Here is a 17,233-nt window from a genome sequence, read left to right as displayed (position 1 = left end):
TTGGTAGTTTTACTCTCTTATCCCTAAGGGTAAGAGAGTAACGTCTTATAAAAAATACCATGACCTATATTCAAATACTATAAGGAAATTTTAGCGTAAAATTACACCCTTTTCCTTCTTCGCTTTCAAAACTGATTTCGCCCTGTAGTTTTTCCGTAAATTCTTTGGCAATATTCAATCCTAAGCCTGTTCCTTCGGTTTTTATGACATTACTAGCCCTAAAAAAGGTTTCGAATAAATATTTTTGCTCCGTTTGTGGAATGCCTATCCCATAATCTTTTACGTTAATACAAAAATGATTATCGAAATAAGTTAAATGAATTTCCGGGTTTTGATATATCCCTCTTGAGTATTTAAAGGCATTCCCAATAAGATTATTCATGACGTGCCGTAAGATAGATTCGTCTGAAATTATTTCTTTTTCGTCAGTCGGAAGAAATAATGCTAAACTTCGACGTTCATTGGGTTGATATTGAAATTCCTGAGCCATTTTCTCCAGAAACTCTTTAATCAGTAAAGGCTGTTTTTGTAAGATAATTTTGCCTTCTGCCGTTTTTTCTAAATTTAATATATCGGTTATAATCCCTGTTAGTCTATTAACCTGCGTAATAATATTATCTAATTGTTTAGTCGTTTTATCTTTTAGTTGAGTATCTTCTATTTTGCTAATATAAACATCTAGTAGTTCTGTACTCCCCAAAATAACTGATAACGGCGTTCTGAACTCGTGAGAGGTTAAAGATATAAACCTTGATTTTAGTTGATTCAATTGCTTTTCTCTGGTCAAGAGGATTTCTAAATTCTGTATATTCTTGTTATTCTCTTCTGCTATTTTAGACTGGTGAATGTCTTGAAATGTCCCAAAAATCCGTTTTATTTGATTGTCCTCCATTTCGGCTTTCCCTATTAGCTTCACCCAAATTTCTTTCTGTGTAGTAGTAGTTACTTTAGTTTCTACTTCAAAGGGTATTCCATATTCTATACAGTCCTGAAGGGCATTTTCTATTAATTCTCGGCTATAGCCTTCTTTATAAAAAGCAAGTCCTGTTTCTAAAGTGGGGTAAAAATCTAGGTTTACTTCAAGAATCTCTTTTATTACATCAGACCAATAAATATCCCTAGTAGCTACATCAAATGACCAGCCCCCAATTCTGGCTATTTTATTGGTTTGTTCTAATAAAGCTTTTGTTTTCTTTAGTTGTTCCTCCGCTCGTTTTGATTCTGTAATATCTTGAAAAGTACCATAGATTCTTTTTTTGTTTGGATCTGAAAAGTCTGGTTTACCTACGCTTCTCACCCAAATTTCTCTACCAGTGACGGTAATGAGTTCAAGCTCAACATTATAGGGAGTTCCAAAATGGATACAGTTTTCTACGGCAGTGGCTATAACCTTTCTATTTTTATCATCTTTATAAAAATTAATACCACCATCAACCGTAGGTTGATACGATTCATCAAGATCATGAATCTCTTTCGTGATTTTAGACCAATAAAGCGCTCCTGTGCTAATATTAAGTTCCCACCCACCGATTTTAGCTACCTGATTAGTCTCTTGCAAGAGAGCCTTTGTTCGGGTTAGCTCTAATTCAGCGTGTTTTCTAGCTGTTATATCATTGAGTACCATAATGGTTTCCTTGTTCAGCGGATTGACACTCGAATTGATATTTGTCCAGTAATAAGAACCATGCTTTTCTTTTAACCTAATTTCTAGATTTTTAAATGGCACTCCCGAAATTAATGCGTGTCTTATAGCATGTATGCCTGTTTCTAAATCTTTCTGATGGATAAAATCTGCATAAAACTTCCCCACTATTTCATTTACTTCATAATCGTATAGCTTAGTAATATTGGGTGAAACGTACGTAATAATGCCACGATTGTTGACAGAAATTAATAAATCTGTCATGTTTGCCACCAATACCGATAAATCATTTTCTACCTTGACATGATCAGAAACATTATAGCCAATACACAGCACCTCAAAAGGTTTACCTTCATCATCAATTAGGGCTGTAAATTCCCATTGATTAGTAATAATTTCCCCTTTTTTATTTATTTTTCTTAGAAAGACCTCAAAAGGAGTAAGTGGATTCCTAAAGCATTTCATGACGGTTTCTCTGCATACTTCATGATCATCTTTAATAACAGATATCATAGAGTTTGTGCCTAGCAAGGATTCTTTATCAGTACCAAAAAACCGGTGGTAGTTATCATTAATGAAATTATAATTTCCATGAATGTCAGTTTTAATAACAAACAAGACATTACTATTGTTGATAGATGTGCCTATTGCTTTATAGGTTGCGTCGGAAGTTACCTGTGGAAATTCATAATGTTGGGCAAGCGTATTAGCACCTAAAACTCTGTGAGGATTTCCTTCAGCATCATAGAAAATCTTACAAATACAGTTCATGGCTACTGTCGAGCCATTTTGGTGAATATACTTTAATAAATACTCAGGATGCGGAGTATTGGTAGCAGTTAGTTTAGTAGTATTTAATAAATCATTACCAATAAAAATACTTATTAATTGATTGACAAAAGCAGAATACTCGAAAATAGCATTATAACCTAATATCAATTCAATTTCTGAACTTATCCAACAGAAATTTGATACCTCCAAATCCCAAAACCATAAACCGTTTTTTGCATTTTTTTGAACAAAATCATAAAGCTCTTCATCATTTTTTAAATGAAGTTCTAATTCATTCTTTAAATAGTTTGTCATAACATTAAAAATATCTTGTCGTAAGGAATACAGTTTTGTCACCTCTTATCGCTTAGAAAGAGTGAAAAAACAAGGAGGTAAATTGGTTTAATAATATTAATTGTAATTTAAATATACTGTTAATTTATACAGATAGAGTGATTTATATAATAATAAATTAAAGCAATCTTATTCTATGGTAAGTTTTGGGTAAAAACAGTATTGATGTGACTTGGTAGAAATCAAGCTTTTTGATGGAGTGTGCTATTGTTTAAATACAAATTACGTTAAAAATAATTATACTTCCAATAACCTGATGGGTGTCAGTAATATATTCTTAAATCTGTTTTTATGGAGAATAGACAATAGGGGGGTATTGTTTTGGATAAGACAATTATGAACTTATACTTGTTTACAATCCCTTGCTGAAAGCAGGGCTGTTAGGTTAAATATTTATTCTTAGGGAGAGACTTATATCGCTCCCTAAGAATAAATTCAAATTTTATGGCGTTGTGAACAAAACAACTATTTAAGCTGTGCCTTTCACTAATGCTTTTAACACATCATCATTTACATTGCCAAATAAAGAAATACCAGCAGCACCGTTTTTCAACGCTAATTTAATACCTTGTACGATTTCGTCATTACTATCAAAATCGGGTAAGTACAAACCTGCATATAATGGGAATTTACCATGTAATGCCTTTACGCCTTCTTCTACGGCGTCGCCTATCCACCTTACATCTTCTTTATAAAATTTGTGGTAAATCATTGGACAGATGGCAGATAGATTCCAGTTTACCCAGTCTTGTCTTACAATTCTTTTGGCAACTTCTGGCGTAGGGAAAACGGCCGCAGTAATAGGCTTTTTGAAACTTGCTGCTGTTTTGGCTAAATGATTTACCAGACGAGTAACATTATCATACCTGAATTTACGCCAAGATAAATTTTGGTCAGGATTCTCTACCGTTTTGATATCAATCCCTTTCAATTCTTTGAACTTAGCCTGACAAACTTCACAATAACAAAAATCATATTCTGGCAATTCCTGATTTTGTTTGATACCATATACTTGCCATAAATTTACTGCTAAAATCACATCGCAGTAACGTACGTAGTCTAAGTGAATACCATCTACATAAGGCTTGCTTAATTCTGTTTTAACAGCCTTTTCTAGATAGTCTCTTACCTCAGGACGAGACGGACAAAGCCATCTGTAATAATTTACATAAGGAGGATTAGTCGCACACGATTCCCCTTTTCGGTTAATAGCATACCATTCTGGATGAGCCTTCAAAAGACTTTCTTCGCCTCTGTTCAACGTCCAAATCCAGCGATGCGTAGTCAATCCTTGCTTTTTGGCAATCGTAAAATGTTTTTCATCGTCGGCTTCAAAGAAAACACCTGTGATGCCATGTGCTTTATATTTTTTATAACGTTCAGTAAGTACGTCTTCTGTTTCCTTATGGTCAGGGTTTATCCAAACCCAGTTTTTTAGCTGAGTGCTTTTTTTCTCAGGAACTAAAGGGCGTGCTTGCAGTAAATTAGCACTTTGCCCAACAGCTAATGCTCCTAAGCCCATTTGTTTTAAGAAAGTACGTTTTTCCATTGCTTTGTTTTTTGTTGAAGATTGTTACAATTATAAAGACTTCAATTTGCTTATCTTGAGGAGGCTGTCCTGATTGAGGGATATTTTATTGTTTTCGGCTTTGTCAATAATCGTTATCACAAAAGTTTGACTAGTAGCTTCTATTTCTATGCTATGGGTTAATTCGCTAGTTTTAAAAGTAGGGTCTATCGCCAAAAGCGACAATTCTTTGGCATACTGGTGATTTTTAGCAAAGTACTCCTTTTGTTTATGATAAATATCCCATGCTATTTGCTTTACCTTCTCAATGTCAGGAATAGGGAAATCAAAATCTTCTGTTCCTACTTTTTTATCAGAAAACACTAAGTAGCCCCAATTTTCGGGCATGTGCATATCAATTTTGCCTTGTGGCGACCAAACCCAATTGTATTCTGGAAGCACACCTTGACCATCTTCCTTTTTCTTGCGACTATACTTACCCTCCTGCACCTCATGATTCCATTCAACCCTTGAAAAATTTATTCGCCAAATCGACAAATCTTCAGGTTTGTTTAAATGATTATCCAAACTGATTGAAGCAAACGGAATTGCTATTTCTATTACCCAACGTTTATCCGTATCTGTAGCATTGTTTATCGTTCCGTCTATGCTTACTGCCGTTTTAAGTTGTTTAATATCCCAATTGATTAAGGCATTGCCACCATTTCTATAGGGCTTTGGCAGAAACAAATCAAAGGTATTGTTGATAGCGTTTATCTCTAATTCAAAGTAGTTATGGGCATCTCCGTCTGGGTCAATAAAAACTTCAAAGTCGTTTTCTAAAAAAACAATCTGGTCTTTTTTGTTTTGATACGCCCAGATATTTTTTTCTTCCAGTTCAGCAACTATATAAAGATGCGTATCATCCCATAAAAGCTTGGCTTTGGTAGTTTGCAAAGGGTTCGGTTTTTTATCTCCTTCAATATCTACAAAAAGGCTTGTCCACTTAGCTTTTTGCCATGCTGGTTCAGAGAGCTTACCGTCAATTTTTAAGGGTGCTGTAGTTCGGAAACAATGGTATTGAAGGGGTTCAGGAATAACTTGGGCGAACGAAGAGCACAGTTTCAACCCAATTATTCCAGTAAGGAATAATTTTTTCATATACTTTAAATTTGGATAATTGTCGCGATTTTCCTCGTTGGATATACAAAATCACGCATCGCTTGTAATAATTAGTTAAACAAAGTAAGGATTAATTACTTCTAATTACTAATTATAAGGGAAGGAAAAGTCTATAAATACTCAATAAACTAGTAAAATAGGCATAAATGACTAGAAAATAGGAGGGTATGGTTTAATTTTAAAATCAAATTCGGTATTATATTACTTGTTGGAGGTAATTAGTTAATGCTTGCTAATTCTTGACAATAAACGATTATCGCAATAGCGTAATACTTCCCTGACTGTTATAAGTGGTGCCATCATTGAGTTCTACCTCTACCTCATAGGCGTATATGCCTGCGTCTGAAGGTAAACCATTATGTGTGCCGTCCCACCCGTAACTAGCTTGTGAAGGAACGATGTTGTCTTTCCAGAAAATAACTTCTCCCCATCTGTCAAACACTTTCATGGTTTTAATTTGCTTTACACAGCCAGAGGCAAAAGCATAAAAAGTATCATTGTTATTATCGTTATTAGGAGAAAAGGCATCTGGTAGAAAGACCAATCCACAACTCCTTACAGAAATATTGGCTACTTTTATTTTTTCGCATGCTTTGCCATCTAAACTACTTACATAGACGGAATATTGTCTGGTTGATGTGGGGCTAGCCCACGTTTCCGCACAATTAGCACAACTTAAATCAGTCGCAGGTTGCCATAAATAAGAATAATTCCCCGTAGTGGATACAATGGCTTTGAGTAGCACTCTATCACCCGAGAGGATATTAAAATCCTTGTTTTGTAGCGTGACATCAAAGTCAATCACTTTCAGGTTTGTCGTTACGATACTATCACACTGACCAGCCCTTGGAATCTTGGTGATATACGTCCCCGTCGTATTATATACTTCAGTACCAACTTTGAAAGTTGTTCCTGCACAAATCACAATATCCTGTTTCTTTCGTGCTAAAGGAGTAACGGTAAGGTTCAATGTGATGGTACTATCGCAGACATTGGTTCTTTGTATATTTTTTATGTAGGTACCACTAGTCTCATAAACGTCAGTGCCGAGCGTATATTTTTCTCCTTCACAAATGGTAGCATTAATAGTATTATAGGGGTGTTGGTATTTAATAGTGTAATCTAAATTCAATTCACAAGAAGCATCTAAACTAGATTGTGGTAATATTTTTACAGAATATTTATCGCCTAATTTCGCCAACACTCTAATAGACGGTGTCGTCGCCCCGTTACTCCAAGTATATTTTTCAAAACCATCAGGAGCACTCAATACCATGTAACCATCTGCATCTGGACAGGCAGAAACAGGTTTGACTTCAGATTTCAAGCATTGTGCATCAAAATAAGCATAGCCAAAATGTCGTTGTTTGGTACAGCCATGAGCCGTCACTTCTATATTAATTCTTTTTCCAATATAATTTAACAAGTTAATAGAGCCAACTGTCCAGTTACGGTACTCAATATTACCTCCACTTGTATAATTTTGCACACTAAAATTAGACGCTGTTCCAGACCTTGAAAGTTGGATATTAAAGTTACTACAAGTTAGTGGGTCTCCGTTTTCATCCGTAATACTGATGTTGAAGGCTGGTTTTTGTGCATCAGTATGGTTATTATTATCATTTTGAAGCACAACTGCAAACTTATATTGAAACAAAGTATTGTCTGGCGTAACCATAAACGAAGTTCTTAATCGATGATATACCCCTCCTGGGTTAGTCTCAGTCGTATTACCTAGCTGAATCGAATAGCTACTCCCCGGTGCTACCATCGCAATTCTTTCATTTGTTATTTTAGGGTCAAAACCACTTGAACTACTGGTAATCTTATAAATTCCTCCAGATTGTTCAGGACCATACTCTGTCTTTGCGCCATTATCTGTGATGGTTCCTGAAGTAATAGTCCAACCACTAATATTACCAAGCTCAAAACCAATATTTGTACAGTCTGTTTGTGCAAAACTGTAAATAGTTGATAAAACAAAAAATATGCTGACAAGTAAAAATTTTTGCATTTCAATCAGGTTATGAAATAATCCAACATGAATTCTAACTCATGAATTTATAAGAAATATGATGATTAATGTAAGCTGTAGAGGAGGTATAAATCTTAATAAAAAGGGTTGGTGTGTAGTAATTATATAGACAGGTAAAGCAGTATAAAGCGTTGCATTGAGGAATTAGATTTACTAATCAGGATAAAGTTAAAAAATCTATTGATTAATTTAAGTAATTGAACTAAAAATTTAGCTTTTTAGGCTATAGACTCATCAAGTGTAATTTAAAATATGACATACTTTAATATTGATAGTAGTAAAAAACAAACTTTTGATGCCATCGTAATTGGCTCTGGAATCAGTGGAGGGTGGGCTGCAAAAGAATTAACAGAAAAGGGTTTAAAAACGTTGGTTTTAGAACGAGGGAGAGATGTAAAACATGTAACCGACTATCCAACTACAATGATGAACCCGTGGGAATTTGAACATCATGGGAAAGTACCATTAGCACTGCACGACGAATATAAAATCCCACGCGACCATTATATTTTCGGAGAAAGTACCTTACATTTTTTAGTAAAAGATGCTGAACAAGAATATATTCAAGATGATCCGTTTACTTGGATGCGAGGCTACCAAGTAGGAGGGAGGTCGCTTTTATGGGCTAGACAAACCCAACGATGGAGCAACTTTGATTTTGAAGGGCCTGCTCGTGATGGATTTGCCGTAGATTGGCCCATTCGCTATGCAGATATTGCCCCTTGGTACAGCTATGTTGAAAAATTTGCAGGTATTACTGGCAATAAAGATGGATTGCCAGAATTACCAGATGGCGAATTTTTGGCACCCCACGAAATGTCATGTGTTGAAAAACATTTTAAACAGCAAGTAGCTAAAAACTATGCAACCAGCAGGCATGTAATTATCGGAAGAGCAGCCCACATTACCGAAAGCAAGCCGATTTATGTAAAGCAAGGACGTGGGAAATGTCAAAACCGTACTTTATGCGAAAGAGGCTGTCCGTTTGGGGGATATTTTAGTAGTAATGCTTCCACTATTCCTTGGGCAGAGAAAACAGGGAATCTTACGCTTCGTCCGCATTCGGTCGTACATTCTATTATTTATGATGAGCAAAAAGGAAAAGCCAAAGGGGTGAGAGTAATTGACGCTATTACCCAAGAAATGACGGAATATTATGCGAACATCATTTTCTTGAATGCTTCTGCCATCAATTCCAACCTGATTTTATTGAACTCCACTTCAAAGCGTTTTCCAAACGGATTAGGGAATGATAATGGACTATTGGGAAAATACATTGCTTTTCATACCTATCAAGGCAGAATTTCAGCAGAATATGATGGTATGTTAGATGCTACGACTGACGGTCGCAGACCCAATGCAAGCTATATACCAAGGTTCAGAAATGTATTCAAACAAGAAACTGACTTTCTAAGAGGCTATGCTGCTGGCTTTTCCGCTTCGAGGAGCCCTATTCAGTCTTTTGATGAAATGGGCGAAAACCTAAAAAGTGCCTTGTTGAAGAATGACTTAGGCCCGTGGAAAATAGGCTCACACATGATGGGCGAAACCATTCCTAAAGAAGAAAGTACAGTGAGGTTAGACCCACATTTGAAAGATAAATATGGGATTCCACAATTGAGAATATCAGTAAAGTTTGATGAAAACGACCGCAAAATGATGAAGGATTTTCATGAGCAATTTGCCGAAATGTACACGAAGGCAGGCTTTAGTAATATTCAGTTGCATGAAACCCACAGAATGCCAGGTTCAGAGAATCATGAAATGGGAGGAGTCAGAATGGGCAAAGACCCCCAAACGTCGTTGCTCAATAAATGGAATCAGTTGCATACTTGTAAAAATGTATTTGTCACTGATGGCGCTTGTATGACCTCTACGGCTACTCAAAATCCATCACTTACGTATATGGCTCTTACTGCTAGGGCAGTTGATTATGCGGTAAAGCAGATGAAAGCACAGAGGCTGTGAGAAGCAAGAGATTAGACGTAAGAAGCAAGAAATTAGACATAAGATACAAGACGCTAGACACAAGACGCAAGAAATTAGGGGATGACAAGTTGTGAATTGTGATAAGAAAATTCTTTCATAGTTTGAAAAATCACTCAATCACTAATTCACAACTCACTCATTCGCAATTCAACACTCAAAGCTCATAACTTAAAGCTCATAGCTATTATGAATACAAATACTCGTCGGGATTTTCTTATTAATTCACTCGCCATAGCGGGGTTGGCTATGTTTGAAGTTTCTTTAGATTTCAAGAAAACTAAACCCTTATTGTCATTTTCAACACTAGGCTGTCCTAATTGGTCTTTTGATACCATTTTGAAATATGCCGTAGAAAATGCCTATGATGGTATTGAAATCAGGGGAATTCAAAAGCAATTGGATTTGACAAAATGCCCTGAGTTTAGTGCAGTAAATATTGCAGCGACTAAAAGAAAGGTTGCTGATAATAAGTTAAAAATTGTCGATTTGGGTTCTTCTACAGAATTGCACCATGCCAATCCTATCAAACGCAAGGCACAATTAGACGATGCTAAACGATTTATCGATTTAGCTTCAAAGCTAGATTGTCCCTTTATAAGGGTATTCCCTAATGATTTACCCAAAGACCAAAATGATGACGAAACGATAGATTTAATCATCAAAGGATTATTGGAACTTGGCGACTATGCCAAAGGTTCGTCGGTTACCGTTCTATTAGAATCTCACGGGAAAGTTATTCAGGCTGATATACTATTAAAGATAATGAAAGCATCCGAACACCCGAATATTGGGATGATTTGGGATATTTTTAATATGTGGTCTGTCACCAAAGAAAGCCCTACTTTTGTTTACCAACAATTGCATCAATATATTCGACATACGCATATCAAAGATGCCAATTTGGTAAATGGCAAAGAGGAATACGTACTGTTGGGCAAGGGCGAAACGCCCCTTTCAGAAGCGATAAAAGTATTAACAAAGGGTGGATACAAAGGTTATTATAGTTTTGAATGGGAAAAACTTTGGCATCCAGAAATTCAAGAACCAGAAATTGCGATTCCTGATTTTCCGATAGCCATTAAAAAGTACTTTTAGTATGCCATTTTGGATTTTCAATATGATACAACCGTAAATAATGGCGGTTTGAAATTTTGTAAGCAGGATGTTGAAGTTTATTGATGACAAAACTAAGTCCTATAAAGCCTGTACTAATCGCTACAATAGCGGGATTAATAACAATAGGAGGGCTCTTGAGTTGGTTTAGTACATCAAATGAAAATAAAAAAACGCCTGCTCCGCCCAATGCACCCACACCCTTTAGGGCAAATAGCTGTTTTTGCCCTTGTGAGTATATTTTTTTAATATTCCTGAATTTTATTTCTTGAAGATCAAAAATACTATGTTGTTCTTCATAAGGAAAATAAAAAAATGAGCTATCACTTAACTGAACGATTGTGAGGTGTTGCTTTTTCCTATTGCCAAACGTTTTTAAAATAATATCACTGCCTTCATGAAAATGAATATTGCGTGTTTTGCCTGTCATTTGTAGAGTAAGACAACGAAAAGGTTGTTTTGCTTCAGGAGATTTCTGAGCAAATGCAACAGTTAATGGTAAGAAGAAAAAAATAAGTAAAAAATTAGTTTTCATATTATGTGTGCAATTAATGTTTTGGTGAGAACGACCGACTTGATTTTGTATTTTTAAAATGATAAATATTAAGATTTTTTAACATTTGATAATTGATAATGAAGTACTTAGTAGAAAACTATAAAATCGAAAATTCAATTTGTATCTTTGTCTAAATGTTATTAGATTAGTTTTTATAATATTTGGTCTATTGGGTCAGTGCCGAATATTATTCTGTAAAACCTAAGAAAGCCAATTAAAATAATTATTTTTGGGTTCTTTTATCCAAAAAATCAGTTGAAATAAGTTTTTAACAAGAAAAAATTAAACTATGTCAAGTTTATCTTCTCAAAAAGGCGTATTGCATGGAGATGCAGTGCAAGAGCTCTTCGAAATCGCTAAAAAGCACCAGTTTGCTTTACCAGCCGTAAACGTTACAGGAACAGATACAGTAAATGGCGTTTTAGAAGCAGCAAAAGCCGTAAATTCACCAGTAATCATCCAGTTCTCAAATGGTGGAGCTCAGTTTTATGCAGGTAAATCGTTACCAAACGGTAAACAAGAGGCTTCTATCGCAGGTGCTATTTCAGGTGCTCATCACGTACACCAATTAGCAGAGGTTTATGGTGTTCAAGTGATTTTACACACTGACCACTGTGCTAAGAAATTGTTACCTTGGTTAGACGGTTTGTTAGACGCTGGTGAGAAGTTTTATGAACTACATGGTAAGCCATTGTTTTCTTCACACATGATTGACCTTTCTGAAGAGCCAATCGAAGAGAACATCGAAATCTGTAAAACATACCTTGAGAGAATGGCTAAATTAGGCATGACGCTTGAAATAGAATTAGGGGTAACAGGTGGAGAAGAAGATGGCGTTGATAATTCAGACGTAGATTCTTCAAAATTATATACTCAGCCTTCAGAAGTAGCTTATGCTTATGAAGAATTGAGCAAAATTTCTCACCGTTTCACGATTGCTGCTGCTTTCGGAAACGTACACGGGGTTTACAAGCCAGGAAACGTAAAGTTATCTCCAGTTATTCTTCATAATTCTCAAGAATTTGTGAAAGAAAAATATGGTTTAACTGCTGAGAAACCAATCAACTTTGTATTCCACGGTGGTTCTGGTTCATCTCGTGAAGAAATCCGTGAGGCACTTTCTTATGGAGCTATCAAAATGAATATTGATACTGACTTACAATGGGCATTATGGGAAGGTATCTTAGGATACTACAAAGCAAAAGAAGGTTATTTACAAGGACAAATCGGTAACCCAGAAGGAGAAGATTCACCAAACAAGAAATACTACGATCCACGTGTATGGTTACGTAAAGGTGAGGAAACTTTTGTTAGCCGTTTGAAATTAGCTTTTGAAGATTTGAACGCAGCGAATGCTAATCAATATTTATAGTAGTTTAGAGTTCATGAGTTTAAAGTTTAGGATTGAAGAGTTTAGTTTTAGTATTCATTTAGTTTAAAGCTTATGAAAAGCTATAGTAAATAATTCTATTGCATTATTGTACTTTAAACTTTTAACTCATAAACCTTAAACTCAAAAAAGAGTCAGACTTCATCATAATGAAGTCTGACTCTTTTTTTATGGATAATTTTTGAATTTCATTATTGAAATTTAGAAAAATATCCATAACTTTGCACCCCAATTAAAGAGCAATTATGTGGCTGGGCAATCTGTATGAAGCAAGCAATTGTTTATCAGACCTTTAAAGTTACCGCTGGTTGTCTTTTGGATAAATTATTTAAGAATTTAACAGCAAAATAATCAAGAAATGAACGAGTTAATTAAATTCGTAGAAGCTGAAAATGCTGCACGCCGTGCAGAATTGCCCGAGTTTTCAGCAGGTGATACCATCAATGTTTACATCAAAATCCGTGAAGGAGCTAAAGAACGTATTCAGGTATTCCAAGGAACTGTAATCCAACGTCGTAATAGCGGTGCTGGTGAAATGTTTACAGTACGTAAAATTTCAAACAGTATTGGTGTAGAAAAAATCTTCCCTTTATTATCACCAAACATCGAGAAAATCGAAGTATTGCGTAGAGGTAAAGTTCGTCGTGCTAGATTATTTTATCTACGCGGAAAACAAGGTAGAGCTGCAAAAGTTAGAGAATTGGTTAAGAAAAAATAATCATACTGATTTTTCAATAAAAAAAGGTCGTTCAATATTGAACGACCTTTTTGTTTCTAACCAAAAAATACTAAAATACATAACTGTTTTTTTCGATAGCCACTTCTGCAACTCTTCTGCGTGCTTCTTTTAAATTGATAGGTTCTATTTTAGTAAAACGTTTCAATCCCATCAACATCACTCGAAGTTCGTCGCCTTCAGCAAAACTTGTAATCGCTGCTTTACCAGCATTATTTGTTTTCTCTACGGCAGTGTGTAAGTAAATTAAAGCGGCATCTTTTTGTAAAGCACACGCAGCTTCTCCACGCACAGCAATCAACTTTTCAACCCTTAATAATGTTGATTCAGCTATGTAAAGCTCAATCATCATATCTGCCAAATTCATGATAATTTCTTGTTCGTGTTCAAACTTCATCATGAATTTCTGTAAGGCAGCACCAGCCACCATCAAGATGGATTTTTTCAGGTTTTTGATTACCTTTTTCTCTGCTACAAAAATACCTTCGTCATCCGAAACACTGAAATCTGGAATTGACATAATTTCTTTGCCAACTTCCATTGCAGCAGGCATCAAATTGATTTCGCCTTTCATCGCACGTTTCACAACTGTTCCTACAGCAAGCAAGCGGTTGATTTCGTTAGTACCTTCAAAAATCCTGTTAATTCTAGAATCTCTGTAAGCTCTGTCCATCGGTGCTTCTGCCGAAAAGCCCATACCACCATAAATTTGTACGCCTTCGTCAACAACATAGTCTAATACTTCCGACCCATGTACTTTCAACATAGCACATTCTATGGCAAATTGCTCAACACCTTTTAGTTTTGCCTGAGCCGACTCTACACCCGATGCCAATAAATCTTCAATGGCGTCATCAATGTTTTGTCCAGCACGATAACACGCTGATTCAGAAGCAAATATTTTAACATTCATTTCGGCAATTTTATATTTTATTGCACCGAAATTGCTGATAGAAGTACCAAATTGTTTACGTTCGTTGGCATAATTTACTGCCTTGCCAATAATACCCTTAGCCGCACCCACCACCGCAGAAGCCAATTTAATACGACCAATATTCAGGATATTAACCGCAATTTTGAATCCACCTTCACGCGTATATAGTTGATTTTCAACAGGTACTTTGCAATCATTGAAGAAAATCTGACGAGTAGATGAGCCTTTTATCCCCATCTTGCGTTCTTCCTCATTCATCGTAATACCACCAAAATCTTTTTCAACAATAAATGCTGTTAAAGCTTTATCATTATCAATTTTGGCAAAAACGATAAACAAATCGGCAAAGCCACCATTGGTTATCCACATTTTTTGCCCATTGATGATATAATGTTTTCCATCTTCCGATAACACAGCTTTAGTTTTCCCTGAATTAGCATCAGAACCTGCATCTGGTTCAGTTAAACAGTAAGCAGCTTTCCATTCGCCCGAGGCTAACCTTGGCAAATATTTAGTTTTTTGCTCTTCAGTTCCGTAGTATAAAATAGGTAATGTACCAATACCAGTATGTGCTGATAAAGCTACCGAAAATGAATGTCCACCTCCGCAAGCCTCAGCTACCAACATCGAAGTATTAAAATTCATTCCGAATCCGCCATACTCTTCAGGAATAGCTGTCCCTAATAAACCAAGCTCACCAGCTTTGTCCATTAGTGATACCATTAAATCAGTATTTTTGGCATAATCGATATCATCTAGGCGTGGATGCACTTCTGTACGAAGAAAATCCAAGCAAGTCTGTGCAATCATTTGTTGCTCTTCTGTAAAATCTTCAGGAATGAAAATTTGCGAAGCGTCAATGTCTTTAATTAAAAACTCACCCCCTTTGATGGAAGCTTTATTAGCTGTGATTGTCATGTCTTTATAAATTTATTCTGAATAAAAGCCTAAAATATGATGCTTACATACTATTTTATGTAAAGATAAGCAATAAAAAAAATGTTATGCAAGCATAACATTTAAAATTATTTTCGTGTTCTCTAATTCTTTAAATAAACTCATCTTCGCCAATGTTATCAGCTTTGTAGCCAGCAGTATCGATATCTACTACTTCACTGATTTTTTGCATTACTTCAAAGAAAATCTCCAATTTTTCGGCTCCTATTTTTTCATAAATAGCATTATTAAAAATTAATACTCCTTCTCGTGCTTTATCTCTTTTCCTTTTTCCTTCTTCGGTTAGGTATACTTTTACTACCCTACGGTCTTCTTCGTCGGTTTCTCTTCTTATCCATTTTTTATCCTCTAAAGATTTTAACATTCTTGTTAAACTACGGGGTTCTAAACCCAAAGCAGGAGCGATTTTGGTCGCAGGAGTTCCCTTTTTATCAATATTCAATAATACATAACCAATTGCCATCGTCATGTCGAATGGTGCGGCAAATGAATTGTACATCCTGCTAATGGCGTGCCAACCAGATTTGATGTGATAATCTACAGTTTTGTCTGCTTTCATATTGGTTAATTATTTATAAAGAATGGGTTCTGTTTTGGATATTTAATTATTGTTATGCTTTGCATAATATTGTAAAAATGAGAAGGAAAAAATTATTATGCAAGCATACTACTAAATTAATCATTTTGTTGATATTATAATTTTGAAAATGAATCAATATAGATACAATTTTAAAAAAAAGCCCTTCTTCCATGAATACGTATTTCATAGAAGAAGGGACAAGCATAACTTTAAAAGAAAGACTAACTTAGCAAAAAGTGATCATTCGCTACATTTTCTGATATTTTGTATGAATCGCTTTGATTCCTACGCTTAAAAATATAGAACACGATGATACCCATTACTAGAAAAACTACTCCTGTATACGCGGTGTATTCCATTCCTCCACCTCTGACGATGGCAATTCCTCCTATAATTGCCCCGATAGCATTACCCAAGTTGAAAGCAAGCTGCCCCAGAGCTCCTCCCATCATTTCTCCACCTTTTGAATTCAAGATAAATAGTTGTTGTATAGGCGCAGAAAGTCCAAAAAAACAAGATGCTGCTATACATAGCATTATTAACGAAACGATTGGCTGACTACCCCATAAATATAGTATGCCCAATGCTATTGCTAATACTATTTGCATATAAATGATTGTGGTTTTGGGCATAAATTTATCTGATAACCTTCCACCTAGATAATTTCCAATACACATACTTCCCCCCGACAAAACCATCAGTAAGGGCATAAATTTTACATCTATTTTAGTTACATCAGTCATAAAAGGATTGATATAACTGTACCAAGAAAATATACCAGTATTAATAAGAACAGTGACGATAATCAAGAGCCAAGGGTTTAGTTTTTTTAAAAACCTAAACTGTTCTCTTACCCTTGTGCTAGGCAGGGCAGGAAGTTCGGGTATCCATTTATAAATAAAATAAATAGAAAGCAATCCACAGAGAGCGTTTGAAAGGAAAAGTACCCGCCAAGAGATATAATGACCTATCACATTGCCCAGAGGAACGCCCAGTAGATTAGCTACCGTCATGCCCATCATGACTGCTGCTACCGCAGAAGTACCCTTCCCATTGGGTACTAGCTTGTTGGCCACGATAGCTGCTACACCAAAAAATGCACCATGGGGCAAACCAGAAACAAATCGCCCAATAATAGTGATAAGATAAAAATTGCTTACAGCGGTGATTAAGCTTCCTAGCATAAAAATGGATAGGAGTATTATTAAGATAGTACGCAGTTTTAGGTTACGGGTAATCGTAATCAGGAGTGGGCCTCCAGCACACACACCAAGCGCGTAGGAAGCGATTAGATTGCCAGCTTTGGATATAGAAATGTTTAATCCATTAGCCACATCAGGCAATATACTCATCATTAGAAACTCTGCCATTCCAAAAGCAAACGCACCCATTGACAGGGCAAAAATATTTTTTTTCATTTTTATTAAAGTAAGGATTTTAAAATAGGATGCAAATCAACCAAAATCATAGCGATTCAAATTGTTCTG

At 35.7% G+C, this 17,233-nt stretch carries 12 protein-coding genes; 4 read left to right on the top strand and 8 right to left on the bottom strand.

Annotated features, from left to right (window positions below):
* Positions 1-70: 70 nt before the first annotated feature.
* The 4 genes from AC1RNE_RS07420 to AC1RNE_RS07405 form a co-directional block, all read right to left on the bottom strand.
* Positions 71-2,728 carry a sensor histidine kinase gene (locus AC1RNE_RS07420; RefSeq protein WP_492800386.1) on the bottom strand — a complete coding sequence of 886 codons (2,658 nt, stop codon included), beginning with the start codon at positions 2,726-2,728 and terminating at the stop codon, positions 71-73.
* 508 nt (positions 2,729-3,236) lie between these two features.
* Positions 3,237-4,316, bottom strand: coding sequence for a family 10 glycosylhydrolase (locus AC1RNE_RS07415; protein WP_492800385.1), 1,080 nt, complete (start codon positions 4,314-4,316; stop codon positions 3,237-3,239).
* 30 nt (positions 4,317-4,346) lie between these two features.
* On the bottom strand, positions 4,347-5,435 hold the full coding sequence (locus AC1RNE_RS07410; RefSeq protein WP_492800384.1) for a carbohydrate-binding family 9-like protein: 1,089 nt from the start codon (positions 5,433-5,435) through the stop codon (positions 4,347-4,349).
* A 274-nt stretch (positions 5,436-5,709) separates the two neighbouring features.
* Complete coding sequence (locus AC1RNE_RS07405) at positions 5,710-7,470, bottom strand: T9SS type B sorting domain-containing protein (protein ID WP_492800383.1); 1,761 nt, start codon at positions 7,468-7,470, stop codon at positions 5,710-5,712.
* Between the two features lie 273 nt (positions 7,471-7,743).
* On the opposite strand from AC1RNE_RS07405, the gene AC1RNE_RS07400 reads away from it, so the two are divergent.
* Both AC1RNE_RS07400 and AC1RNE_RS07395 read left to right on the top strand, forming a co-directional pair.
* Positions 7,744-9,459 carry a GMC oxidoreductase gene (locus AC1RNE_RS07400; protein ID WP_492800382.1) on the top strand — a complete coding sequence of 572 codons (1,716 nt, stop codon included), beginning with the start codon at positions 7,744-7,746 and terminating at the stop codon, positions 9,457-9,459.
* Positions 9,460-9,666: 207 nt separating this feature from the next.
* Positions 9,667-10,575, top strand: a complete 909-nt coding sequence (locus tag AC1RNE_RS07395; RefSeq protein WP_492800381.1) for a sugar phosphate isomerase/epimerase family protein — start codon at positions 9,667-9,669, stop codon at positions 10,573-10,575.
* Here the strand turns inward: AC1RNE_RS07395 and AC1RNE_RS07390 are convergent.
* On the bottom strand, positions 10,559-11,128 hold the full coding sequence (locus AC1RNE_RS07390; protein WP_492800380.1) for a hypothetical protein: 570 nt from the start codon (positions 11,126-11,128) through the stop codon (positions 10,559-10,561). The genes AC1RNE_RS07395 and AC1RNE_RS07390 overlap by 17 nt on opposite strands.
* A gap of 310 nt (positions 11,129-11,438) precedes the next feature.
* Here AC1RNE_RS07390 and fbaA point away from each other — a divergent pair, with 310 nt between their 5' ends.
* Together fbaA and rplS are read left to right on the top strand one after the other, a co-directional pair.
* On the top strand, positions 11,439-12,521 hold the full coding sequence (gene fbaA / locus AC1RNE_RS07385) for a class II fructose-bisphosphate aldolase (protein ID WP_492800379.1): 1,083 nt from the start codon (positions 11,439-11,441) through the stop codon (positions 12,519-12,521).
* A gap of 376 nt (positions 12,522-12,897) precedes the next feature.
* Positions 12,898-13,257 carry a 50S ribosomal protein L19 gene (gene rplS, locus AC1RNE_RS07380; protein ID WP_309914035.1) on the top strand — a complete coding sequence of 120 codons (360 nt, stop codon included), beginning with the start codon at positions 12,898-12,900 and terminating at the stop codon, positions 13,255-13,257.
* Between the two features lie 70 nt (positions 13,258-13,327).
* On the opposite strand, the gene AC1RNE_RS07375 is transcribed toward rplS, so the two are convergent.
* The 3 genes from AC1RNE_RS07375 to AC1RNE_RS07365 all read right to left on the bottom strand — a co-directional run bounded on the left by AC1RNE_RS07375 (position 13,328) and on the right by AC1RNE_RS07365 (position 17,164).
* On the bottom strand, positions 13,328-15,127 hold the full coding sequence (locus AC1RNE_RS07375; RefSeq protein WP_492800378.1) for an acyl-CoA dehydrogenase FadE: 1,800 nt from the start codon (positions 15,125-15,127) through the stop codon (positions 13,328-13,330).
* A gap of 130 nt (positions 15,128-15,257) precedes the next feature.
* The gene (locus AC1RNE_RS07370; RefSeq protein WP_492800377.1) at positions 15,258-15,725 is read right to left on the bottom strand and encodes a MarR family winged helix-turn-helix transcriptional regulator; all 468 of its coding nucleotides are present in this window, start codon (positions 15,723-15,725) and stop codon (positions 15,258-15,260) included.
* 242 nt (positions 15,726-15,967) lie between these two features.
* Positions 15,968-17,164 (bottom strand): MFS transporter, encoded by a 1,197-nt coding sequence (locus AC1RNE_RS07365; protein WP_492800376.1) that lies wholly within the window; start codon positions 17,162-17,164, stop codon positions 15,968-15,970.
* Positions 17,165-17,233: the final 69 nt, after the last annotated feature.

Source organism: Arcicella sp. GW822-FHT02H01 (genome assembly GCF_058802005.1).
Note: the sequence above shows the minus strand (reverse complement) of the source record. Positions and strands in the feature narration are given on the sequence as shown.